This is a genomic window from Natrinema gelatinilyticum, assembly GCF_024266705.1.
Taxonomy (GTDB): domain Archaea; phylum Halobacteriota; class Halobacteria; order Halobacteriales; family Natrialbaceae; genus Natrinema; species Natrinema gelatinilyticum.
The window spans coordinates 1,581,285-1,603,775 of record NZ_CP100757.1 but is presented as its reverse complement, the minus strand read 5'-3'; the positions used below and the strand labels follow the sequence as shown (position 1 = coordinate 1,603,775).

17 protein-coding genes and 7 pseudogenes are annotated in these 22,491 nt (G+C 56.6%); 15 read left to right on the top strand and 9 right to left on the bottom strand.

The features are described 5' to 3' along the window. The first annotated feature begins 12 nt into the window (after positions 1 to 12). The 3 genes from NJU76_RS25620 to NJU76_RS25610 are packed head-to-tail and all read left to right on the top strand — an operon-like array spanning position 13 to position 3,804. Positions 13 to 879 (top strand): FAD binding domain-containing protein, encoded by an 867-nt coding sequence (locus NJU76_RS25620; RefSeq protein ID WP_254533226.1) that lies wholly within the window; start codon positions 13 to 15, stop codon positions 877 to 879. Further along, entirely contained in the window at positions 876 to 1,367 is a 492-nt protein-coding gene (locus NJU76_RS25615) for a (2Fe-2S)-binding protein (protein ID WP_278002497.1), read from the top strand. Before NJU76_RS25620 ends, NJU76_RS25615 begins: the two co-directional genes overlap by 4 nt. After that, the gene (locus NJU76_RS25610) at positions 1,360 to 3,804 is read left to right on the top strand and encodes a xanthine dehydrogenase family protein molybdopterin-binding subunit (protein WP_254533225.1); all 2,445 of its coding nucleotides are present in this window, start codon (positions 1,360 to 1,362) and stop codon (positions 3,802 to 3,804) included. The genes NJU76_RS25615 and NJU76_RS25610 overlap by 8 nt, the downstream gene beginning before the upstream one ends. A gap of 1,116 nt (positions 3,805 to 4,920) precedes the next feature. Here the strand turns inward: NJU76_RS25610 and NJU76_RS25605 are convergent. Then, positions 4,921 to 6,585, bottom strand: a complete 1,665-nt coding sequence (locus tag NJU76_RS25605; RefSeq protein WP_254533224.1) for a bacterio-opsin activator domain-containing protein — start codon at positions 6,583 to 6,585, stop codon at positions 4,921 to 4,923. 157 nt (positions 6,586 to 6,742) lie between these two features. On the opposite strand from NJU76_RS25605, the gene NJU76_RS25600 reads away from it, so the two are divergent. Both NJU76_RS25600 and NJU76_RS25595 read left to right on the top strand, forming a co-directional pair. Next, on the top strand, positions 6,743 to 6,997 hold the full coding sequence (locus NJU76_RS25600; protein ID WP_254533223.1) for a hypothetical protein: 255 nt from the start codon (positions 6,743 to 6,745) through the stop codon (positions 6,995 to 6,997). Continuing rightward, complete coding sequence (locus NJU76_RS25595) at positions 6,994 to 8,448, top strand: sodium:solute symporter family protein (RefSeq protein WP_254533222.1); 1,455 nt, start codon at positions 6,994 to 6,996, stop codon at positions 8,446 to 8,448. The genes NJU76_RS25600 and NJU76_RS25595 overlap by 4 nt, the downstream gene beginning before the upstream one ends. Positions 8,449 to 8,558: 110 nt before the next feature. On the opposite strand, the gene NJU76_RS25590 is transcribed toward NJU76_RS25595, so the two are convergent. From NJU76_RS25590 to NJU76_RS25575, 4 genes and pseudogenes are all read right to left on the bottom strand, one after another. Next, entirely contained in the window at positions 8,559 to 9,164 is a 606-nt protein-coding gene (locus NJU76_RS25590) for a cysteine hydrolase family protein (protein WP_254533221.1), read from the bottom strand. Positions 9,165 to 9,342: 178 nt separating this feature from the next. Next, positions 9,343 to 9,639 (bottom strand): annotated as a pseudogene (locus tag NJU76_RS27285) (TrmO family methyltransferase domain-containing protein). Positions 9,640 to 10,027: 388 nt separating this feature from the next. Then, positions 10,028 to 10,663 (bottom strand): nucleotidyltransferase family protein, encoded by a 636-nt coding sequence (locus NJU76_RS25580; RefSeq protein WP_254533219.1) that lies wholly within the window; start codon positions 10,661 to 10,663, stop codon positions 10,028 to 10,030. Next, positions 10,660 to 11,886, bottom strand: a complete 1,227-nt coding sequence (locus NJU76_RS25575) for a molybdopterin molybdotransferase MoeA (protein WP_254533218.1) — start codon at positions 11,884 to 11,886, stop codon at positions 10,660 to 10,662. Before NJU76_RS25575 ends, NJU76_RS25580 begins: the two co-directional genes overlap by 4 nt. Positions 11,887 to 12,074: 188 nt before the next feature. On the opposite strand from NJU76_RS25575, the gene NJU76_RS25570 reads away from it, so the two are divergent. Then, positions 12,075 to 12,476 carry a cupin domain-containing protein gene (locus NJU76_RS25570; RefSeq protein ID WP_254533217.1) on the top strand — a complete coding sequence of 134 codons (402 nt, stop codon included), beginning with the start codon at positions 12,075 to 12,077 and terminating at the stop codon, positions 12,474 to 12,476. Positions 12,477 to 12,494: 18 nt separating this feature from the next. Further along, positions 12,495 to 12,932, top strand: coding sequence for a DCC1-like thiol-disulfide oxidoreductase family protein (locus tag NJU76_RS25565; RefSeq protein ID WP_254533216.1), 438 nt, complete (start codon positions 12,495 to 12,497; stop codon positions 12,930 to 12,932). 3 nt (positions 12,933 to 12,935) lie between these two features. Here the strand turns inward: NJU76_RS25565 and NJU76_RS25560 are convergent, their stop codons facing one another. After that, on the bottom strand, positions 12,936 to 13,859 hold the full coding sequence (locus NJU76_RS25560; protein WP_254533215.1) for an HAD-IA family hydrolase: 924 nt from the start codon (positions 13,857 to 13,859) through the stop codon (positions 12,936 to 12,938). A gap of 85 nt (positions 13,860 to 13,944) precedes the next feature. Further along, positions 13,945 to 14,463, bottom strand: coding sequence for a nitroreductase family protein (locus tag NJU76_RS25555; protein ID WP_254533214.1), 519 nt, complete (start codon positions 14,461 to 14,463; stop codon positions 13,945 to 13,947). 267 nt (positions 14,464 to 14,730) lie between these two features. Here NJU76_RS25555 and NJU76_RS25550 point away from each other — a divergent pair, with 267 nt between their 5' ends. Both NJU76_RS25550 and NJU76_RS25545 read left to right on the top strand, forming a co-directional pair. Further along, positions 14,731 to 15,516: an IclR family transcriptional regulator gene (locus tag NJU76_RS25550; RefSeq protein WP_254533213.1), complete on the top strand. Its 786-nt coding sequence runs from the start codon at positions 14,731 to 14,733 to the stop codon at positions 15,514 to 15,516. 417 nt (positions 15,517 to 15,933) lie between these two features. After that, positions 15,934 to 16,359 carry an EamA family transporter gene (locus NJU76_RS25545; protein WP_254533212.1) on the top strand — a complete coding sequence of 142 codons (426 nt, stop codon included), beginning with the start codon at positions 15,934 to 15,936 and terminating at the stop codon, positions 16,357 to 16,359. A 152-nt stretch (positions 16,360 to 16,511) separates the two neighbouring features. On the opposite strand, the pseudogene NJU76_RS25540 reads toward NJU76_RS25545, so the two are convergent. Next, a pseudogene (locus NJU76_RS25540) lies at positions 16,512 to 16,655 on the bottom strand (IS630 family transposase); the annotation flags it as partial. A 37-nt stretch (positions 16,656 to 16,692) separates the two neighbouring features. Further along, a protein-coding gene (locus NJU76_RS25535; protein WP_254533211.1) for an IS630 family transposase occupies positions 16,693 to 17,693 on the bottom strand; the annotation gives its coding sequence in 2 pieces (ribosomal slippage) (positions 16,693 to 17,201 and positions 17,201 to 17,693; 1,002 coding nt in all). A 683-nt stretch (positions 17,694 to 18,376) separates the two neighbouring features. Between NJU76_RS25535 and NJU76_RS25530 the strand changes: the two are divergent. The 6 genes and pseudogenes from NJU76_RS25530 to NJU76_RS25510 form a co-directional block, all read left to right on the top strand. Next, positions 18,377 to 18,493, top strand: a pseudogene (locus NJU76_RS25530) (IS630 family transposase); the annotation flags it as partial. 27 nt (positions 18,494 to 18,520) lie between these two features. Next, positions 18,521 to 18,706 (top strand): annotated as a pseudogene (locus NJU76_RS26810) (RNA polymerase subunit sigma-70); the annotation flags it as partial. Positions 18,707 to 19,299: 593 nt separating this feature from the next. Next, positions 19,300 to 19,932: pseudogene (locus NJU76_RS25525) on the top strand (transposase); the annotation flags it as partial. 82 nt (positions 19,933 to 20,014) lie between these two features. Next, on the top strand, positions 20,015 to 21,313 hold the full coding sequence (locus NJU76_RS25520) for an IS4 family transposase (RefSeq protein WP_254533210.1): 1,299 nt from the start codon (positions 20,015 to 20,017) through the stop codon (positions 21,311 to 21,313). Between the two features lie 15 nt (positions 21,314 to 21,328). Beyond that, positions 21,329 to 21,676, top strand: a pseudogene (locus NJU76_RS25515) (transposase); the annotation flags it as partial. A gap of 22 nt (positions 21,677 to 21,698) precedes the next feature. Continuing rightward, positions 21,699 to 22,005: pseudogene (locus NJU76_RS25510) on the top strand (hypothetical protein); the annotation flags it as partial. Positions 22,006 to 22,491 lie beyond the last annotated feature (486 nt).

The window sequence follows — 22,491 nt, the reverse complement described above, 5'->3', positions numbered from 1 at the left end:
GAGAGAGGATAGATGCACGATTTTAAGTACGCGAGCCCGGAAAGCGTCGAGGATGTGTGTACACTCCTCGATGAACACGGCACCGACGCTGCGATCATCTCGGGAGGGCAGAGTCTAATGCCGATGCTCCGGTTGCGAGCAGCGCAGCCGGAGTGTCTCATCGACATTAACAGGCTGCCCGACCGCGATTATGTCGAACTGACCGACGATGAAATCAGAATCGGCTGTCTTGCACGTCACGTCGACGTCGAACGGTCGGAGGTCGTCGAAGAACACTGTCCGGTACTTGCGGAGGTCGCAGCCGAGATCGGCGACATGCAGGTTCGAAATCGGGGGACCTTCTGCGGTTCGATCGCCCACGCCGATCCGTCCGGCGACCCACCGGTGTTAGCGACACTCCTTGACGCAATGATTGTCGCCGAGACAGTCGACGGGACCGACTGGTACAGCGGAGACGGGTTCTATCACGGGTTCTACGAGACGGACATCGACAAGAACACCCTGGTGACTGAAGTTCGATTCCCGGTTCTCGACGATAACCAGGGCACCGGCTACGAGAAATACGAACCGAGCGAGGGTGCGTACCCCGTCGCGACCGTCGGAGCAATCGTGAGACTCGACGACGGCGTGGTAACCGACGTCGGACTCGTGACCGGAGCGGTCGAACCGGGTCCAATCCGAATTCCCGAAGCCGAAGATCATCTCGAAGACCAGGAACCGACGGACGATCGAGTGGCTACCGCGGCCGAACTCGCCGGGGAGAACGTCACCCCAGTGGGTGATCACGAAGGGACGCCCGAGTTCAAAATCGAGATGACGAAGACTCTCGCGAAACGGGCGCTGGACACGGCGATAGAACGGGCAGGTGAGAACGAATGATGCTCAACGAACGCGTAACCATCGAAGTGACGATAAACGGAACAGAGTACGAAGATACGATCCCCGCACGAACGCTCCTCTCGGAGTATCTTCGAGAGCACCGGTATCTCACTGGGACGCATCGTGGCTGTGAGACAGCCAAATGTGGGGCCTGTACCGTATTGTTAGACGGCGACGCGGTCAAGTCCTGTAACATGCTCGCAGTGCAGATCGACGGGCGTGAGCTTACGACGATTGAAGGGCTCGCAGACGGTGACGACCTTCACCCGGTGCAACAGTCTTTCTGGGACGAACACGGGATGCAGTGTGGATATTGTACGCCCGGGATGGTCCTCTCTTCGGTCGCGTTACTCGAGGAGAATCCAGATCCGACCGTAAACGAGGTTAGAGAACACATCGCGGGGAACATCTGTCGATGCACTGGCTACGCGAAGATCGTCGAGAGCGTCATGGACGCGGCGGATTCCATGGAGGGACAGTATGAGTAGCGAATTAACGGAACCGGTAGCGGAAACCGAACCTGAGAGCAGTCTAGAGGAAGCAAACGCGGCCGTCGGCGAGCGGATCAACAGCAAGCTCGGTCGAAAACTGGTCACCGGCAATGGCAAATACGTCGACGATATGGAGCTGCCGGGGACGCTCCACGCTCGCTTCGTCCGGAGTCAGCACGCTCACGCGAAAATAGAGCATATCGACACGAGCGAGGCGGAGGCGATGGCCGGCGTCGAACTCGTCTGGACTGCCGAAAACATCGATCCGTACGTCGAACAGTTCAGTCATCCCGAAAACGACTTCCCTGACGAAGAGGTGTTGGCCTCCGATCGGGTTCGGTACGTCGGTGACGAAGTCGCGATCGTCCTGGCGGAAGATCGGAATACGGCCGTCGAAGCCGCTGACAAGGTTCGCGTTGAGTACGAGCGACTCAACGCGGTAACGACTCCGCAAGAGGCACTCGAAGAAGATGCACCGCTCATCCACCCGGAACTCGACGCGGATCTCGACTGCCCGGTCGACGGGAATCTGATCTACGAAGGTGCGACCGTCGGCGGCGGAGATATCGACGAAGCGATGGAAAACGCCGACCTGATCGTTGAGGAATCGTTCCACACGAGCAAAACGAATCCGAACGCGCTCGAACCACACGGTATCATCGCCGACTTCAATTCCGCCGACCACCACCTGACGATCTGGGCCTCGACGCAGGTACCTCATCGGCTGCCGGAACTCATCCCGACGGCCGTGAAAGACCTCGAACCAACCGATATCACCTGTAAGCTGCCGGACGTCGGCGGCGGATTCGGCCAGAAGATCGGTCGGTACTCCCACGACGTTGCCGTCTCGGTCCTAGCGATGGTGACCGAACGGCCGATCAAGATGGTCTTCGATCGACTCGAAGAGATGAAAGCAGGACGCGGACGCTACGACGAGTACCTCACTGGTCGGTTGGGAGTGACCGAAGACGGTGAGTTTGTCGGACTCGACGTGGACATGCTTCAGAACTCTGGCGGATACGCGAACTACGCGAAGGTCGTTTCGTTCTCGTCGGCACTAACCGCCGGCGGACCGTACCTGATACCGAGCCAGAACATCGGCTACCGGGTCGTGTACACGAACGTAATGCCCGGTATTGCCGTCCGAGGGTTCGGGAATCCGCAGTTCATGTTTTGCTTAGAACAGCTCATCGACATGGCCGCGGCGGAACTCGATATGGATCCCATCGAACTCCGGCTCCAAAATATGCCGAAGCTGGAAGATCAGCCCCTCCGAACCGCGACGCGGTTGAAGTTCCGAGCGACCGACATCCACGAGTGCATGGATCGGGTGCGGGAGATGATAAATTGGGACGACCACCGGGGTGGGTACAGAACTCGCGATGGCAAACTCCGTGGCGTTGGTCTCGGGACTGTGATGCAACGGAACGGGAACAAGAGCGCGAAGGGCGCGGACTTCGCCGGTGCGATGGTGAAGATCGACCGTTACGGGAAGGTGAAGGTGTACACCGGGACCGCGAATATCGGACAGGGTACCGAAACCGGGATCGGCCAGATGGTTGCGGATACCCTCGGCGTGGACATCGACCGAATCGATCTGATCATCGGCGACACTGACGTGACGCCGGAAGATATGGGGGTCTGGGCAGACCGAAGCACCATCTTCGCCGGAACAGCAGCCTCACGCGCCGCCGAAGACGTTAAAGAAACAATCGTCGAATTGGCCGCCTATACGCTGGATATCCCCGAATCTGACGTCGTACTGCGCAATGGGCGCATCTCCGAATCGGGGAATCCGGACAACGGAATGGGATTCGAGGAGTTCTGTGACTTCGCGACGTTCGGTGATCAAAACGAACGTCCCGAGCACATGCGTGATGGCGTCTCTCTGATCGGGGAAGCGCGCTTCGAGACCGAAGAAGGGGAATTTATGGACCACGAAACGGGCACCGGGAGTGTCTCGCACGTGTACACGTTTGCGGTTCAAGCCGCGGTCGTCGAGATTGATCCACAGACTGGAGAAGTCGTGGTCAGCGACGTGGCAGTCTCGGAAGACGCGGGTAACGTCATCAACCCGAAACTCGCCGAAGGACAGGTCCAGGGCGGTATCGTCCAGGCCCTCGGGGAGGTCCTCCTCGAGAACTACGAGTACGATAGCAACGGGAATTTGATGAACGGGAATCTCGTCGATTATCACCTCCCGACGGCGGCCGACGTACCGATGATCTGGAGCGACGATATCTCCCACGTGGAAACGCCAGATCCGACGACGTCACACGGGCAGAAGGGACTCGGCGAGTGCTCCACAGTAACGACGTTCCCCGCGGTTGCAAACGCGATCGCGGATGCGACGGGAATTCGGTTCACCGAACTGCCGTACTCGCCTGACAAGGTTCTGCCGAAGTTGGCTGAGGAAGGACTCCGAGAGATGTAACCCTATACCCGCTCGTCTGTCTGTGCCGTCTCGAAATGCTGCCTCTGGACGATCGATTTACGTGACGTCCGTCTCAAACAGAAAGACGACTGAAATCAGGGACCATCTATCGTCTGCTTCGGCTGAATGCGGCAATTATTACCCATTTATTCACCTAATTATAGATAGAGATAAAGAGATACAACTTGTCCCAGGTATTCGAGTGAAGCACTCGTTCCGGGACATCACGAGGTGACCGTCCCTTCCATGGACTGTCCGATCCGGAATCGCTTGGACTCCTGTGACCATCGAGAAGCGATTCCCCCGAGGTAACTGCCCAGGCCGGGGGCGGCCTGGGCGTTGCGGCACGATTGATGCATTTCCCGGTCGAAAACAGGTAACTCCTTTCACCGAATTCTGTTCGGTATCGTATTTTAACATACATTTTCACCGCACCGTTCCAAACCACTTACTAGGCACTTCGATTTATCGTCGGACACGACGAAATACGCGTTCTTGAACTGCTCACGCTCGAGGAGGAGTTAACCGGTGACATCACGATCACCGATTCATCGCTCACCGATCAACTTGGAATGTCGAGCCAAATTGCCTAACGTCGCCTTTTGAATCTTGAGAGCGTGCGCTTACTCGAACGGGAATAGATCGCCGACAGCTAGTTATTCATGATCACCGATGACGACAAACGGGCACTTCGAGCCGAGTACGACGAGTATCGTAGAATATTCGAGTAAAATGCTGAAAATCGATCTCGAAGATGCTAATTATAACGAGAGAGTCCACCACGTTGTAACGTTCTTCCAACGAGCAATTCGAGGGATAACCTGATTACGACTTGTTCCGGAGCGTGCTACGGTAAACTAACTGCTGATACCATTCGCCGACGCGGTTCGAACGATTCGCTTACTCCGCTCTCGATCGATAACTGGCGGTTGCGCGACGCTGATGACGGCGATCTCAGCGTTGACTTCAGGAATGGTACGATGGCACCGTCGATTGCGGAAAATCGATGAAAGCCCGTCACCAACTCGGGAGGCTGTCTCCTGTAATCGCTACCGAACCTCAACGAACCCGTACAGAGCCGTTTCCGGGACGCGAATGAAGGAGATCTAGGTAATGTCAAGTATCGGTCTTATCGTATTCGCAAAGTCCACCGACGAGCTTCCGTTCGGCTGCTCGCAGGTGTTGAAGGAACGCCGGCTGTGAAATACCGAGCGACGCGGCGATCTCCTCGCCGGTCGAATTCCTCGGCCACTCGAAGAAGCCGCTGAAGTAGGCCGCTTCAAGTACTTCTTGCTGTCTGTCGGTTAACGGCGTCTCAAGTGCGTATAGATCTGTGCTGGCCTCAGACGACCCCTGGAGGTGAGCAACGGGCTCTGCCGTCGGAAAGATCGTTTGGACCTGTTCGACGAACGACCGCGCGTCCGTTTCTGGTGGAACGCTGATCGTTACATACCCCCGACCGTCAGTAGCCGTGATCAGACGAGGTTTCGCACCGAGATCGGCGAGCGAAACCGGAATACACGAGCCGGTTATCGATATCTCGAATATCTGTCCGTTGTTTTCGGCGATAAACGAAACGTCGGTAACGGAGTCGATGGATCGCGCAGCCCGATGGACGCAGTCTGAATCGACATCCCTGATCATGGCATAGGCGACATAGTGCCGGGGCGATCGTGCTGATACAGTTTTCACCTCGATCTCGCACTCGAGACGGTCTGCGAGCGCGACGAACGGATCGTCTAGATCGACGATTTGAAACCGAATATCGGCCGTACCATCGCTCGTCAGCGTCTGCTTTGCCTCGGAAGCATTAATAGCGTATCCGATCGTCTCGCCCATCTCTATCAGTACGGACAGCGCCAGCTCACCGAACGCGAACGGTCTGTCGGCGTAGATCGTTACCACGGCGTATACGATCCCCTCGTAAACCAGGGGAATGCTCGCGACGGAGTAGAAGTTACGACAGATCGCTAGATCGCGCCACGAGACGTCAGACTCGGAAGCAATGTCCGAAATGACCGTTACCTCACCCGTTTTCGCCGTTTGACACGTCGGCGGGGCGTTCTCGACGGAACCGGCGACGCGTAACGAAATCTCGTCGATATAGCCGCAACCGTCGCCAGCACTGCGACGACACCGAAGCGTTTCGTCGCGATCGAGTTCGCCAACCCAGACGAACGAAAAACGATCGCTTGTCAACAGTCGCTCACAAACGACGCGCTCGATTTCGTCGCGCGAATTCGCCTGAATCAACGCTTGATCCATCTTTCGAACCTTTTCGGTTATCCGCGCCATCCGCTCGTAGCGGTCCGTCCGCTCCTGCAGGGACTGATCGAGTTCGCGAATTTCCGTTCGATACTGGATATCGTCGAGCGCCCTTTCGACGTACGCGGCCGCGAGTTCTACGGCGTCCGTTGCGAATTCGTCTCGCTCTCCATCACGGGAAACGACGAGAAGCCCGTGGTTTCCGAGCGGGATAGCCCCACCCTCCTGGAACGGCAACCTGCTATCGGGAAACACTGTATCGAGCTCACGGAGAACGGCCATCTTGTCTCCGAAGGCGCTACCGGTACTGTTCTCGTCCGCCACCGTGACCGGTGAAACGTCGATTTCGAGGGTGGAAGCGACCGGACGCAAGATTCGATCCCCGTCTCGAATATACGCGACTGATTCAAGTTCTAGGCCGCTGCTTACCCAGCCGACTAACTCCCGAATAGCGGCGTCTTTGCTCTCGATCCTGTCGATTCGGCGGGTCAGACTTCGAAGTGTCCCTAATTGCATAAGTTGCTCTCGTGATCGGTTACTGGCTCTTCTCGGCCGCCCCGGTACTTGCCGATTCGCTGAGATCACTGAATAGGTATGCGATTGTACCACTTATGCGTATAGGTATCATGTTTACTCGTTTGACTCTATCAAGTGATACTTGGTGTGTACCACCATGGGAACTAACGACATTGAATTGCGAACGAGATTCGAACAGTCAGCGGGTGCGATCGCCGCAGTAGGTGCGGTTTGCGTCTTGACGGTAGCGCCGCTGTATCTCTTTACCGGATCGCCGGAATCGTATTATCTCGGCGTTCCGCTATGGGGATGGCTCTCCGTCGCAATCTACTACGTCATGCTCGTACTCGTCGTCTTCACAGTTCGAACGACCGGTATCGTCGGAGCTTCCGCGGAGGCGACGACCGAATGATCAACGTCGATCTCGCCGTCGGCGTGTTTCTGGCGTACATGCTGGGGATGTTCGGAATCGGCGTGTACGCGAGCCGATTCACTACACACGAACCGACCGATTTCTATGTGGCTGGACGGACGCTAGGGACTGTCGTGCTGGCACTCACTCTTCTCGCGACGGTCCTAAGTTCGTTCACCTTTTTCGGCGTCGGAGCGGCGGCGTCGGCTACCGGGTTCGGGATTTACTCGTTTATGGGGTTAGGGGGGCCGTTTTACGCGCTGTTGTTCATTCTAATCGGCGTAAAATTGTACGAGATCGGAAAGCGCAGAAACCTCGTAACGCCGCCCGAATACATCCGCGAACGGTACGAGAGCCGTTTAGCATCGACCGTGTATGTGGCCGTAACGGGCATTTTCCTCGTCGCGTTCATCGCAACGCAGATCATCGGCGGCGGGGTCGCGATCGAGTCGCTGATGGGAATCGATTACGTCGTCGCAATCTCAGCCCTCACGGCGTTCATGGCGGTTTACCTCCACATCGCAGGGATGCGCGGCGTCGTCTGGTCGGACGTCGTGCAAGCGCTCATCCTCTTCGGCGTCCTCGTCGGGGTTTTCGTTTACGTGAACGTGACTATCGGCGGCAACGCGGTCGCTACATCCGTCGTCGCGGAAAACCCCGACATATTCACGCTTCGCGGACCGTTCGGCGTGTGGACGCCGACGTACGTACTGACGTTCATGGCCGTCTTCGCGATCGGTGTAGCCGCGTATCCGCAAGCTATCCAGCGGTATTTCTCCGCCGAGAGCGCACAGATCATGAAACGATCGGGGATCCTCTACGGTGCGATCATCATTCCGGTCAACTTCCTCGCTGTGATACTCGGAATCTGGGCGCTCGGGTTCGTCGACCTTGAGGCGGTAGCGAGCCCAGATTACGTGATTCCGCTCATGATCGATGCGCTAATGCATCCGATCATCTTCGGCGTCGGGATGGCAGCGGGCGTCGCCGCCCTCATGTCGACGGCGGACTCGCAGGTGTTGACGATCGGTTCGATGTTAAGCCGCGATATCTACCGACAGTACGTGGACGCCGACATCAGCGACGAACGGGAAGTCCGCATCACGCAGGTGTTCTTGCTCGTCGTCGTCGGGCTGGCGTTCCTGCTCGCCTGGACGCGGCCGGCAGGGATCTTTCAACTCGGCGAACTTGCAGTCGCCGGGTTCGCCACGACCGCGCCGGCAGTGTTCCTCGGCATCTACTGGCAGCGTGGAACGGGCGTTGCCGCGATAGTCTCGATGATAATCGGGACGGTCACAATGATCGCGTTCTTCTTCGAACTAATCCCGGCAGCCTGGCTGTTCGGAATGCACTACGGATTCGGTGCGCTCGTTCTCGCGTTTGCATCGTACATCGTCATGAGTTTACTGACACCGGTTCCGTCGGAGGACGCGATCAGCAACTACAGCTAAGGGTACCGACGTCTATCGTCGGATCGTCCTCTTTTTTACACCTGGCCGCTGTAACGGGCATAACCGATGTTGGAACCGCATCATATGGTTCCGATCGCGTTCGGCCTCGATCAGCGATCCGAGCTCTCGGGCGGCCGGAGCGCTGCTTCGACCTCGGCGGCCGGACGAACGTCGGCGAAGTACTTCTGGAGTCGACCGAGGGTTCCTTCCTGCACGTCCGGGCGAGATGCCGCTGTACAGTCGGTCAAAACGGTGACCTCGTAACCTCGATTACATGCGTCCCGGACCGTCGATTCAACACAGACGTCGGTCGAGACGCCGGCGACGAGGAGGTGTCGGACGTCGTTCGTGGAAAGGTACGTCTCGAGGGGTGTATTGTAAAACCCGCTGTAGCGATGCTTGGTGATAAGCACGTCCGACTCTCGCCGATCGATTTCGGGCACTAGCTCAGCGCCCTTCGTTTTAGGTTCGCACAGGGAGTCGTACGGCCGGTCGGCGTACATCGACTCCCACGTCGAGGCGTTTGACTGCTCGTCGTGATGCGTTCGAACGATGATCGGCGTTCGCCCTGTCGCTCGGTACCGGTCGAGGAACTCGCTCGTCCGTTCGACGGCCGGTTGCACGTGACCGACGTCGTCAGCTTCGTCGATCGCGTAGCCGGGCTTGCAGTAATCGTACTGCAGATCGACGATAACAAGTACGGGATCCGCTAGCATTCCTACTTGGTAGTCCAGCTAAACGCTCAAAAGCGTTACTACTGTCGAATGTAGTGGCACCTAGTCATTCCTCGTCCAGTTCCCAGAAGTAAAACGTGGAATTGTCATCCGGTTCAACTGCGACACACATTTGTCACTCCAACTGTCACAGTCTCGGCGACTTGTCGGAAATTACGTATCACTGTGACTCATCGCTAGTATGTTCATCGAGCCAGCCAGCGTTTATTTCCGTTATTTCCTCGGTTTTCGGGGCAAACGGCTTTACGTCGAGAACCGGCGTTCGATCGACGAGATCGAGATTCGAAACGCGAAGTCGAGTGCCCTCGACGCGGTGTCATCGGGCTATAGTGAGTCCGATCGGATTCGGTCGGCACGGCCCTCGAGTAGCGAAGATACCAGGGCGTACGCCCTCGGCGAACGGCGGATCGCAGCGTAGCGTGGAGTCTTCGACTCTATCGAGGTGCGTGAGGAGCACAATATCAGCGTGTCATAGAATACGTCTCATACCCTTTCCCTCGCGATTATACAGCCTCCAATTCGCGTGTGACCCTATGAGATTTGGCAGTCATGGGTGTTGCTCGACAGCAAGACGGTGAATACTGCTTGTTGGGAACCATTGTATGACACGCTCCAATATGGGAGAACCCTTCGAGGTGGGTCAATCCGTCCTCGTACTCGGAATCTATGACCACGATTCCCTCGGCGTCGGTGGTGATGTCGGGATTCTTCGGCACTTCCTCGGGAGTTTCGAAGGGCGATTGCACCGTTCCGATAGGGCGATACGCGATATCGGTATCTCGGTCGACCATACCACGATATACGCGTACATGCGAGAAAAATACTAGGTACAACTGTCTGTTTGATCACTCGGGTAGGTCTTCCGGTCGGTCGATATCGCGGAGTACGCCCGGGTCGCCCGTCTCAAGGTGAATCGCGTCGTTCGCCGTTAGCAATATCTGACGGCCGCCGACGTCGCCGGACACGTCGGTAAGCCAATCGAAGTACTGTGAATCGAACAGGACAGGTTTTCCTCGGCGGCCGTCGCAAGCAGCGGCGATCACGTTGCCCCCGTCGCGCTCGTAGGCTTCGACGGTGGCGTCGATGCTGTCGGTCATCATGTCCGGCATGTCTCCCAGCGCAATGAGGGTGGCGTCGGCATCTCGTTCGCGAGCGGCCCGGACTCCCGCATGTACCGAGGTACTCTGCCCTCGATCGTACGATTCGTCGACGACGACGGACACATCGAGGTCCGTGGTCGCCTCCCGAATGCGGTCAACCTCGTGACCGAGTACGACGATCACGTCGTCCAGCTTCGATCGAACGAGAGATCGCGCCGCACGGCGGACGATCGGCTCTCGCTCGATCGTCGCCAGGAGCTTGTTCGCATCGCCGAATCGGCTGCTCATCTCAGCGGCCAGCAGTACTCCGTGAACGGTGGCGCTTGTTCTGCGGCCGTTGATTGCGGCCGGTTCGACGACGGGAATCGACGACCCACTCATTCGAGGGCGGTGTACGGGACGACGGAAACGGTTTCCCCCGACTCGAGCGGTTTCCGCGTGACGACGACACCGTCAGCGCGACTCGTTCGCGTGCTGGACGAAAGGACGCTGGGATCGAACTGCTCATCGTACACGGATAACGCCGAATCGGCGTGACCGAGCGGCATCGCCCGGCGACCGTTCGCGTCGTCCTCGAGCGTGACGGGAACGACGTACTCGAATCCGTCGGGACCGAGATCGACGTCGCGTTCAACCGTCGCCTTGACGGATGGGATCGAACGTTCGCCGGTGAAGAACGGGCGCATGACGAACGTCGATATCGTGTGAGCTCCGATTGGCTTGCCGGGAATGGCGAACGTGACGGCGTCGTGATCGGGAAGTCTGGCCATCGCGATCGGTTTTCCGGGCCTGATTCGAACACGGTGAAACTCCACCTCGCCCAGCTCGTCGAGTGCACGAATGACGTAGTCCTTGTGTCCGACGCTCGTTCCGCCCGTCGTGAGGACGACGTCGTATTCTTCGGCAAGAGCGTCGATGACCGACTCGACGCGATCGTATTCGTCGGGCACGGTACCCTCGTACGTCGCGTCGTGTCCCCACGACCGGACCAGACCTGCGAGCATCCGAGAATCGAGGTCCGGGGTTCGACCCTCGTGAATTTCCGTTCCAGTCGCTAGCACGGCCGTCGAGAACCGCTCGTAAACGGTGACCAACTCGCGACCGAGATCGCCAAGGAGTATAGAATCCTTTGGCGAGAGTCGCTCTCCGCGCTCGAATAGCGTTTCACCCACCGACAGATTACTTCCGCGTTCGTACGTGTACGTGCCAGGGTCGAGCGGCTCGCCCCAAAGGTTTCTGTCTTTGATCGTCGCTTCCTCGCGTTTGAGTACAGCATTCGCCTCGTCGGGAAGCGGCGCGCCGGTCGCGATGCGAACCGCCTCTCCGGACTCAATCGATGGCGGTTCGTCTTCCGGGAACACTTCGTTCCCCGCGATCGAGAGCGGGTACTCGTCGGTCGCGTCGAACGCGAACCCGTCCATCGTTGCGTGGTCGTGTTCAGGGACGTCTCGGTCGGCGACTATCGTCTTCGCGAGCGTCTCTTCGCCGATCTGATCGAGCGATACCGTTCGCGTATCGCGCTCCGACAGCGTCGCGGAGCGTCTTTGGAGCACTCTCTCTACGGCTGCGTCCCGCCACAACATATCGCTGTGATTATCTGCCATACCTCCAATTTCACGTTGCCATCAATAACTTTGTCGTGCGAACGACGAGCCGTCAGTCGATACGCAGCAGTACGACTGGAGCGACGAATCGAGGGTCCACTCGAATTCGATCGTGGCGATCGACGACGCGCCGCGGGTCGTCCCGAGGTGTAGTTTTATTGTGTCATCCCTCCATGATCCGACCGCATATGGAATACGAAGTGAAACAGATAGCCGATATACCGGTGATGGACCTGTCCGAAACGGACATGCCGGCCGAACACGATATCCGAAATCTCGACGGAGAGTTGGGAACGAACGAGATTAGAGCGAAGTTGTGGTATTTCGACCCAGGTGAGGAAATCCAGCCTCACGCTCACGCCGAGCAAGAAGAGCTATACTATGTTCTCGACGGGGAGTTCGAGATCACCCTCGGCGGCCCCGGCGACCCGGAGACCGTAACCGTCGCACCCGAAGCGATCTACGCTGCGGGGCCTGGCATCGGTCACGGTCACCGATATCTCGGAGACGAGCGAGGAGTGGTGCTCGCGATCGCGGCACCGGGCGTCCACGATCCGGGTCGGGAACCCGGCGAACTCGATGAGCAGTGATCGACTGCGTCAGAAACCATGATACGGTACGAGCGACCGGACATATACGATTCGGTGATCATCTTTGATGCTGACTGTCCGTACTGTTCTGCGGCGACGAAAGCACTCCGACGCGTGGATGGACTCGGGGCGGTCTCGTGGGATGCTTCGATCGCCCAGTCCGTCCTCACCGCACAGTTCGACGATGTCCCGTACGCCGTTATCCTCGTCGATATCGAAGCGGATCGCGTATACGTCGGCCGAAACGCCGCCCGCGAACTCGCGGACCGAGCAGGCCTCCCCGACCTGGTATCGGATATCGTCGTAAGCGAATTCGACCGCATCGAGCGGGCGATCGAAACGATTTCCGATCGCGAGAGAGACCCGGACGACGTTCACGGCGAGGTCCCTCTCACCGTTCCCGAAGACGTCATTGAGGAACTGGTCTACCAGTCGTGGAGCCTTCCAACCCGCTGAGGGTCAGTGAGACAGTTGTTCCGGGTGGACGAAGTTTGTGCCGGCCCGACGCGCTGCGTCGCAGTCGTCTCGCTCGTCCCCGACGAAAACCGCACGACCGGCATCGGCCCCGAGTCGGTCCAGACACGCTGACAACGGTGCTGGATCCGGCTTCTGTTCGATGGTTGTTTCTCGGGCGACGATCGCGTCGACCGATTTGAGGGTATCGAACTGACCAAGCGCGATTGTCGCCGCACGTTCTGCGTTCTTCGTACAGATTCCGACGGGACAGTCGAGTTCGTCGAGAAGGGACAACAGCGGACGGGCTGTCGCATCCCTCGCACCGGCTATTTCATGCGATTCGAGAAGTGAGAGGAACTCGTCGTATCGACCTCGTTCGCGAGCGTACATTCCGAGTGGAACATCGACGTCGCTAGCGAACGGGTCCTCGACGAACAGGTCTCGAAGGTCACTCCGAACGAGTTGCCAGTCAACGGCGAGATCTACGAGCGTCCCGTCGAGATCGAATACGACTGCATCGAACTGCTCCAGTTCCGGAGGGACAACCGGCGGACTCACCGGCCGCCACAATTCGGACGGTCGCGTCAATTCGATCGGATTGCCGTCTCGGAGGTCGAAGAAGGATCGGAGATGCACGGGCGCGACAACTTCCGTTTTTTCCGCTGGATAATCATCCACGAGCGGAGTGAGGACCGCTGCGCGGACGCCACCGATCGCACAGCGGCGAATCCGGACCCCGTCACAGTTCCCCTTGGCCGCGCTGGGATCGTCGATGTGATTGACGGGGAGTTCCTCCGATAGCGAGACATCCCGAAGGTTCAGCGTCCCGGGATATGGTTTGAATCCCGCTATCCCTGCGATTACGTCCTCGATCGCCGGAACGAAATCTGACGCCCTCCCTTTTCCGGTTACGACTCGGCCGAGCATGGCGTACTGTTTTGAGTCGGGCGTTCATTATGCGTGGTATGCGTGCGATGACTATTCGTCGCCGAGCGCCGAACGGTGTGGCCAGTCATTCGGCGGATTCCTCGAACGAAAGCCGTTGCCCGAACGCATCGGTGTATGCGATCTCGTCGAGCGGTTTTCGATCCTTTCGACCGACGATTTCCCGATCGGGGTAGCCGAATCCGACCACCGCAGAGAGCGCGTAGTCATCAGGGATCGAAAGGTGGTTTCGGACCGCCTGTTGATCGGTCGTGTAGATTCTTGAGCCGACCCCGTGTTCCCAGGCCGCAAACTGCATGTAGGTGATCGCTCGTCCAGCATCGAGTTCAGCATGCGAGAGTGACGGATCAGTTACCACCGCAACGGCGAAATCGGCGTTCGCTACCCAAGCGCCGGTCGGTGATCGCTCGGCAAGTTCGACGAGATTGTCACCGTCAACGAGGATAAACCGCCAGTGCTGACGGTTTTTACCGCTCGGCGCAAGCCGCGCAGCGTCGAGGATCGAACGCCTGATTTCCACATCGACCGGCTCCGACGAATACGATTTTATTTCCAGGTTCGTCTCAACAGCGTCTCGGATTGCCATATATGGCTTATTACTGGCGAAGGTTAAAGGAGTTCTGTCGCAATACGATAACGACGACCACAGCGCCGAACCACACGCCCGAGTTTCACAGGGCCAGGCACGTTCTCTTGTGGAGAACTTTTTACTTCTACGGACACGCTTCGCTCATCGGTAAATTTATCCTATGAAATAAGTTCAGAAATCAAATTACGCTACTGGTATAATTTATTCCTGGGGATGCCTTCTCCATCAGTGAACTTTATATAGGAAAACGAGGTAGCATAGGGCATGGTGGAAGGTGACACGAAGCAAAAGACCGTCGGGGCGACAGAACGATCGATCGCGATCATGGAAGCTCTGAAAGAACTCAACGGGGCTCGAATAGCAGAACTAAGCGAACACCTCGATATCACGAAGAGTTCAGTTCACGCCCACCTCGTGACGCTTGAAAAACACGAGTTCGTCGTAAAGCAAGGTGATGAGTATCGACTCGGATTGCGGTTCCTAAACGTCGGCGAATACGTCCGAAACAGGAATCCGGTGTTTCAGGAGGCCAAGCCGAAAGTCAAAGAACTCGCACAGAAGACGGGCGAGGTCGCGTCCCTTATCGCCGAGGACCACGGAAAAGGGGTATTCGTTTTCCGACGGAAAGGCGAGAACATCACTCGACCGACGACCGTCGGGAATCAAGTCGACCTTCATGTGACAGCGGGCGGAAAAGCTATCCTCGCCAACCTCCCAAAACCGACCGTCGACGAAATCCTCGACCGACGGGGACTCCCTCGATACACTCCAAACACGATAACGGATCGCGAAGTGCTGGAAGATGACCTGGAACGAATACGGAAACAGGGTGTCGCATTCAATGATCAAGAGGACATCAACGGATTACGCGCTGTCGGCGTACCGCTCGAGGAGACATCCGGTCGAACGGTTGGTGCGCTTTCCATCTACGGGCCGGCTCACAGATTACGGGGCGACCTCTACAGGGAGGAAATTCCAGATCTTCTCCGCGAGAGCGCGAATGATGTCCAGTTACAGGTAGCATTCAAACAGCAACGATCTCCCGTGTAATCAATCTTCAGTCCACACTCTAGCACGCAAAATTTGTCAGCTGTTGTTCTCTTAAAGCGAACATGACACGTGCACCCGGCCGTACCAAATCAAGAACTAGTTCTTCCGCAACGTTCCCCTTTAGACGCCCTCTGGATTACATCTGGACTGATGTAATAAATCCACTTCTGATACTACGCGCGTATAGAAAGCTATCACAGCCGGATCTACAATTACAGTGGTACAGTTGTAATTTCTTCTGAGCTACTCGGCCACATATTCTCTATCAGAGAACAACCAGGGTCGATACCGTTTCACGTTCATCCAGTTCGCCTCCGATTCGCGTACGTCTACCTAGGCGAGAACGTGAGCAGTACTTTGACTGTGCCACCGGAACAGAACAGTGGAATGATAGCGTAAAGAAATACGTGCAAAATAATGAGTGTAGTGACGCACCTCGCCGCCGTTCTCTCAATCGGTGCGGCGTTCTCGCTCGTGACTCAGAGTCTGTTTCTCCGACTCAGTACGCGTGACGGAGATCCAGCCGACGCTGCGCTCATCGTGATATCCGTTAATCTACTCGTTCTGTTTCCGTCGATCGTTATTCTCTACTTCCCGGATTACGGGCTCACATCCACGTCGGTGGCATCTTTCACCGCCACAGGCACCTCCGGAACGGTGATCAGTCGTCTGCTTAAGTATACGAACATCATCAAGATCGGAGCAAGACGCACGGAGCCGATCACGGCTACGAACGCGCTGTTCGCTACCACTTTCGGAGTGGTATTCTTGGACGAGACGCTCACTCTGAGTCATGGCATCGGAATACTCCTCATCAACGTCGGCGTCTCAGCTATCGCGTGAGAAGCGAGTCACGAGAATTTCGACGACCTATCGCGGCGCGAGCTAGTGATCGGGTCGCATATTCATCTGAGCGCAGCATTTGCCAACGCGTTAGAACCGCTTTTCGCGTGTTTCGGTTTCGACGAGGGGGCGCCCGCGCCCATCGGGCTTCTCTAGTAGAAATTAGAAATAATTACACGTTTTTGGACTGAAAGTTGGTCAAGGGTGTTGTTGACCGCTGTTGTAAGTTCAGTAAGTGACTCAAAGAACCAGTTGCTGAGAGTGGCTTGGAGTTGTCTCCAGCACACCTCAACCGGAATTCGATCTACGGTGATGAACGAGCTATAGTAGGAGTTAGAAATAGTTACTCACTTTGGGAATAGAGAGTTGATCAAGAGCGGTATCGATCGCTGTTGTTAGCTCAGAAAGTGAGTCGAAGAATCGGTTGCTAAGAGCTGATTGAAGCTGTCTCCAGCACTCTTCGACTGGATTGAGTTCCGGTGAATACGCTGGTAGCGTGACGAAGGCGAGGTCGTCACGGGCCGCCAGGTCCGTGACGGCCGATGCCTGGAAATACGGCGCTCCATCCAACACGACGACTAAGTTATCTTCGAACTCTTTGCATAACGCGAGAATGAAATGTTTCGCATGTTCAGCGGTCACGTACTCTTCGAATCGAGAGAAAAATCGATCACCGTCCTCGGTGATCGCGCCCAAGAGACACGTCCAGTCGCGTTGCCCGGACAATTCGACGGCCGGCCGCGTGCTGCGCGGAAACCACGCGGCACGCGGCTCAACTTGCACGGATTTCTTGGTTTGATCGATACAGACTATTGTGGCGTCCATCTCCCGCCGCTTTTTTTGAGTTCTTCGTGGAACGTTTCTTGTTCGTCAGCCTCAGCTTCAGCGGCTGTGCGGCGTGGTTTTTGATAGCACAATCCCGCCTCTTTGAGCAACCGCCGGCAACTCGGGATTGAGTACTCGACATCGTAGGTCTCGTCGAGATACTGCTGGACGAGCGCCGGCGTCCACGCCGGCGCGTCAACCCCAACTTCTTCGGGTGAGTCGTGGACAGCTTCTTCGAATTCTTGTCGCTGTTTTTCTGAGAGCTTTCGCTTTCTCCCAGATCGCTGAGCATCAGTTACAGCCTGCTCAAGCGACTCGTCGATGTCGAGTCGCTTGAGCCAGCTATAGATCGTGCGTCGCTGAACGTCGTACCACTCGGCTAGTTCAGTCTGTGTAACGCCGTTTTTGTACGCTATTGCCGCTAAGAGCCGTTGTGTCGGCTTCTTTCCCTCCACGTTGTCAAGAGCATCTTGCAATTCCTTGACGGAGATTTCGTCGAGATGATCCACTACCCTCAGAAACCACCCCTGAGTAGAAAATTCTAACGGTTACTATAGTCGAGATCCAGCCCAGACAGCTCGTATTCGGTGTGTCAGTCCAGAAATCCGTTATCGACGACTGCCTGCAGGGCGTCCGCCGAGACGCGGACGACCCGCGGGCCGGCCTTCGTATCGTGCTCTTGCTCGACATAGCAGTGGACGTTTAGCACTGCAAGCGACTCTGTATTGGTTACGGTCGACGCTTTGATCGTCTTGACTGTCCGATCTCGCCGCTGGAGGTAGTACTACGAGGGTTGCTCGCGTTCGAAGAACGTACTGTTCAGAGCGGCGTGTCCGGACTGGCGGTGTTGCTGCGCGTCGACGCGCAGCAACGCCTGCCAGACGAACATCGTATTCCGATCGAGTAAGTGGTAGAACGTCGTTGGATCGGGCAACGCGTCCGGATTGAGCCCGAGACGATCGACGAGTTCGGTGAACGTATGGCCTTCTTTGGGAATACAGTGAGCGACAATGTGAGCCTCGCGGGGAAGCCCGCCGGAGGCGGGCCGCCCCGCTCAATTCCCTAACGCTTGTTTAGCTGCATGAAGTACCTTCTCAACGAGGTTGAGGAGTGCGACTGCCATAATCGGCTTCTCGACCTCAGTTCCTCAAGTCTTTACGGACCGATCCCCTTGCCGTCTGTCGTTTTCAATAGAGCACTACAAGCGGATTTCAGCAATAGATTCTTTGTGTTATTTGACGAACTTATATCAGCGATTGACACTGTTCTCGATCAACTCTCGGCTCCATCAGTGGGCAACTATTTCTAATTCCTAACTACAGTTGGCACCATCTAGGTCGTCCTGAAGCCACGGTCACAGATCGAGGCCGAGGTGGTCGACAGATGATCCGTCATCCCGCTTCAGGAGATCGTGGCGTTCACAAACAGGTACTAAACGACCTTCGAATCTGCACTCGACATGCTTGGCCGCATGTACGACAACGTCGACGCTGACGCAGCCTACCGGATGGAGCTAGCCTGAGCGTGAGTCAAGGAGACCGAAGCAAGGTACCCATCCACGTGTTCGAAGAACTGGAGGCGCCATATATCGGATTCGACTTCTTTGGAGGCTACGCGGTCAGTTAGGTCGAGACGCGGTTCTTGATCGACCTTGTCATCGACCCAGATGACTACGACAAAGTCGTTGCTTTTCCTCGAAGCGCGTGAATTCGAACGAGAAGCTGAACTTAAAATTCCGCCAGAAAAGGCCATCCGCAAACGTTAAATCGAGGTATTCGAGTACACCAAGGGCCGGCCTCACTCGACCGGGGTGTCATAGGGCGCGACCCATTTCCATCGACCATTGCGTTCTGTATAGATAGGTCATTCTCGCTGAAGTTTCGACGGCACGAGAGAGGTAGGTCTCGGTGTGATCGAGTTTTGTCGCGAACCCGGAGCTCGTACCACTACCATCGACGATGGCGAGGATCTCGAGTTCGATGCTCCGGAATACGCTGTGATTTCGAGTAGTGTTACAATTGGCGGAGAGGCGGTGAATTAACCAGCGCCTCTCGCTCTTATGTAGAGCTGGGGAATGCCCCACGGTTACACTGTGATGGCTGATCTCAAGAGAATATGTCTCAGCCAGCATTCGGGAAGATGCTGCAACAGCTCGTTGATCTTGGAGTGATTGAACTGCAGACGAAGCCGCTCGATGATCAAATCGAGCGGCGACTCAAGAAATTCTGGGAGCAGGCTCCGTGTCCAGAATGCGGTGATCCAAGCATCCAAACGTGGCCGTCATCGAATCGTGTTATCTGCCGAAGCTGCGGGTTCAAGCCGGTTTGCACCTACGGAACACCGTTTCACGAGAAGCACCTCACCACTGGAGAGGTGCTTCTCGCATTCATCCTCTATGCCGACACGCTGTTGAGTATCTCGAAAATTGCGACACTGCTCGATCGAGCGTACAAGACCGTCTACTACGCCATTCGAGAGGTCGAAGCCGCGGTTCAGCGAGGCTTCCCGGTCGTCTGGAACCAGTTCCAGCAGGAAATCGACGGACCGGTACAAATCGATGAATCCAGCAGCGTCTGTTCAGGATACAAAGGCCAAGACCCGCCGCGGGACAGCCGTCACCGCGGCGGGTCGTCTCGATCAGGACGCTCGCGCTGGCGTGGACGACACGGCGACCAGATAACGCTCGTCGCGGCGTGCCGCGACGTGCTACGGGTTGTTCACGGCCAGCTTGGCATCAGTTACGAAACCATCCGTGTTCGGTTAAGACATGAAACCGAGAGACTGCGCTCGATTGACGAAGTTATCGTTGTAGACCGCGTGGGGAGAGAATGTGTTCAAGACCCTCTCCCCGGACCTCATACGACGGCGGCTGACTTCCCTGTTTCCAGCCGAACGTATCGAAGACATCGCGCGCGAGCGCGATGTCGTCCAACGCCACCGGACAATCGACATCACGATGCTCGTCTGGACGCTCATCATGGGCTTCGCCGTCGACGGCGAAGCCCGCACGATCGCCGGATTTCAGCGGGCCTACTCCACAGCGACTAACCAGACTGTTGCTCGCTCCAGTTTCTATGACCAGTTCACACCAGCACTTGGTGCCCTGTTGAGCGACCTCCTCGAGCACGCTCTCGAGGAGGTCGCGGTTCCCCACACGATCGCGCCACAATTCGAGTTGTTTCGTGATGTGCTGATCGCCGATGCAACCGTTTTCCGGTTGCATCGGCTCCTTAGCGAGTTTCCAGCGACTCACTCGGATCAGTCCGGCGCGAAGCTTCACCTCGTCCAAAACGCCACTACTCAGAGCCTCGAACAGTTCCAGCTCACCGACGAACGCACCCAAGAGAGCAGCCAGCTCCGCACAGGGAGCTGGCTGCGAGGCCGGTTGTTACTGTTCGATCTCGGGTTCTACAGTTTCCGCCGGTTCGCGTTGATCGAGGAAAATGGCGGGTTCTTTTTGACGCGGCTGAAGTCAAACGCGAACCCGTTGATCGTCGGGGAGCGGCGGAAATGGCGCGGGCGCGCCATTTCCTTGCCAGACCGTCGCCTCCAGGACGTTCTGGGCGACCTCACACGCGAGATCGTAGACGTGACTGTGGAGATCACGTTCAAGCGACGGCCGTACGCTGGGAAACAGTCAACCGACACGATGGAGTTTCGCGTCGTCGGTGTCCGCAACGAGGACACCGACGACTACCATCTGTACGTTACGAACCTGCCCGATGAGTTCACTCCGAGGCAAGTTGCGGCGCTGTATGGGTTGCGGTGGGAAGTGGAATTGCTATTCCGGGAGTTAAAATCGCTGTATGGGCTGGAGAAGTTCCAGACAAGCGATCCAGCAATCGTGGAACTGCTGGTTGTGGCGGCTCTGCTGACGCTTGTGGTCAGCAGAGCCTTGCTCGGTATATTTCAGGAGCTGTTTCCTGAGACGGTGTTCCCTCGGGAACGCTGGGCGAGGACCTTAAGGTCTCTCGCCCAGCTCATCCTCGAAGAGTTGGCCCAGTCGTTCGGACATCCACCGCCGAACCTGCCGGAGTTGCTGTTTCGTGACGCTCGTCAACCAGAGAAATCACGCCTCTTACTTAGTGAACGAGTGGCTGAAGCCTTCACGAGGCGATCCAGTGCTTAACCGAACACCAATGGTTACGAAACAGACCTTGATCCAGTAATACAGGAGGCTGAAGACCTCTCCCAGCCGCTGGGAGAGGTCTGGACTGATGGTCTCCAAGCGTATCGGCAGATGGAGTACACTCACCAGATCGTTGTGCACGACGAGACGTACGTCTCGCCTGACGGTGTCCATATTAACCAGGTTGAGTGCCTCTTTTCACTCATCAAACCGTGGCTACGGAAGTTCCGCGGCCTGTCCAAGCACGGCTTGGAGCAGGCCGCTCACACATTTGGAATCATCCGTTCATTGAATCTCGCTGGCGCATCCCTCGTAAGCGTCATCGACTGCCTTGCTATGGGGGCATTCCCCAGCTCTACATAAGAGCGACACGAGGTAATTGCCGATGTCCTACGAGCCACCCACCCTGTCGGCGGATTTCCGACTGAATTAGACAATACCCTCAACGGGTCTGCACCAGAACGTCTTCGGGACGTAGCCCGCTATGCTGAGGAGGTCGCTGAATACAAAGAGTGTGAGGCTCACCTCGAGGAGGATGAGAATAAGCGGCAACCCGATGACTTCCGGACAACGTCCCCGCGAAGGTGACAATCACGATCAAGGAGATCAACAACAATCGCTACTACTACTGGCAGTGGCGAGAGGGAGAAACGGTGACGTCGAAGTACAAGGGACCGGTCATTTCAGATGAGCGAGTCTGTACAAGGAAACACCCACACCCACCCCACGTTTCCGACGTAACTGAAAATAGATGGTCGGAGGAGAAAAGAGGAAATGGGAACTACACCCCCCACGTTTCCGTCGTTTCTCCACGACGATAGAGAGAAACACTATTAAGACTTATACTTGTACTCTCTCATTCATCTTCACACCTAGATTAAAGTGTATGGAATGAGAAAGGCTCATTAAATACACTTCGTTAATAGAGTGAACAAGTATTCTTCGTTCACTCAAGGGAAATTCACCCTTCACTAGATTCACTAGATTGCAACAGAAACCCGTGAAGGGACGTTTCTAGGTGTCTCGTTAACTTCTCAACTCTTGGACGATGCCTTCAACTCGAACTACTTCAGTCGATATGAATTACGACGGAAACGTGGGGTGTGTGGGTCCGGCCTTCAAGAACCCTATCCCGACGCTGTCCCCGATTTTTCTCCCTCACGTCGGAAATGCGGCTT

What these genes read in the sequence shown, in the direction of transcription:
- NJU76_RS25620 (WP_254533226.1), top strand. Translation starts at nt 13, where the DNA reads ATGCACGATTTTAAGTACGCGAGCCCGGAAAGCGTCGAGGATGTGTGT.
- NJU76_RS25615 (WP_278002497.1), top strand. Translation starts at nt 876, where the DNA reads ATGATGCTCAACGAACGCGTAACCATCGAAGTGACGATAAACGGAACA.
- NJU76_RS25610 (WP_254533225.1), top strand. Translation starts at nt 1,360, where the DNA reads ATGAGTAGCGAATTAACGGAACCGGTAGCGGAAACCGAACCTGAGAGC.
- NJU76_RS25605 (WP_254533224.1), bottom strand. Translation starts at nt 6,585, where the DNA reads ATGCAATTAGGGACACTTCGAAGTCTGACCCGCCGAATCGACAGGATC.
- NJU76_RS25600 (WP_254533223.1), top strand. Translation starts at nt 6,743, where the DNA reads ATGGGAACTAACGACATTGAATTGCGAACGAGATTCGAACAGTCAGCG.
- NJU76_RS25595 (WP_254533222.1), top strand. Translation starts at nt 6,994, where the DNA reads ATGATCAACGTCGATCTCGCCGTCGGCGTGTTTCTGGCGTACATGCTG.
- NJU76_RS25590 (WP_254533221.1), bottom strand. Translation starts at nt 9,164, where the DNA reads ATGCTAGCGGATCCCGTACTTGTTATCGTCGATCTGCAGTACGATTAC.
- NJU76_RS25580 (WP_254533219.1), bottom strand. Translation starts at nt 10,663, where the DNA reads ATGAGTGGGTCGTCGATTCCCGTCGTCGAACCGGCCGCAATCAACGGC.
- NJU76_RS25575 (WP_254533218.1), bottom strand. Translation starts at nt 11,886, where the DNA reads ATGGCAGATAATCACAGCGATATGTTGTGGCGGGACGCAGCCGTAGAG.
- NJU76_RS25570 (WP_254533217.1), top strand. Translation starts at nt 12,075, where the DNA reads ATGGAATACGAAGTGAAACAGATAGCCGATATACCGGTGATGGACCTG.
- NJU76_RS25565 (WP_254533216.1), top strand. Translation starts at nt 12,495, where the DNA reads ATGATACGGTACGAGCGACCGGACATATACGATTCGGTGATCATCTTT.
- NJU76_RS25560 (WP_254533215.1), bottom strand. Translation starts at nt 13,859, where the DNA reads ATGCTCGGCCGAGTCGTAACCGGAAAAGGGAGGGCGTCAGATTTCGTT.
- NJU76_RS25555 (WP_254533214.1), bottom strand. Translation starts at nt 14,463, where the DNA reads ATGGCAATCCGAGACGCTGTTGAGACGAACCTGGAAATAAAATCGTAT.
- NJU76_RS25550 (WP_254533213.1), top strand. Translation starts at nt 14,731, where the DNA reads ATGGTGGAAGGTGACACGAAGCAAAAGACCGTCGGGGCGACAGAACGA.
- NJU76_RS25545 (WP_254533212.1), top strand. Translation starts at nt 15,934, where the DNA reads ATGAGTGTAGTGACGCACCTCGCCGCCGTTCTCTCAATCGGTGCGGCG.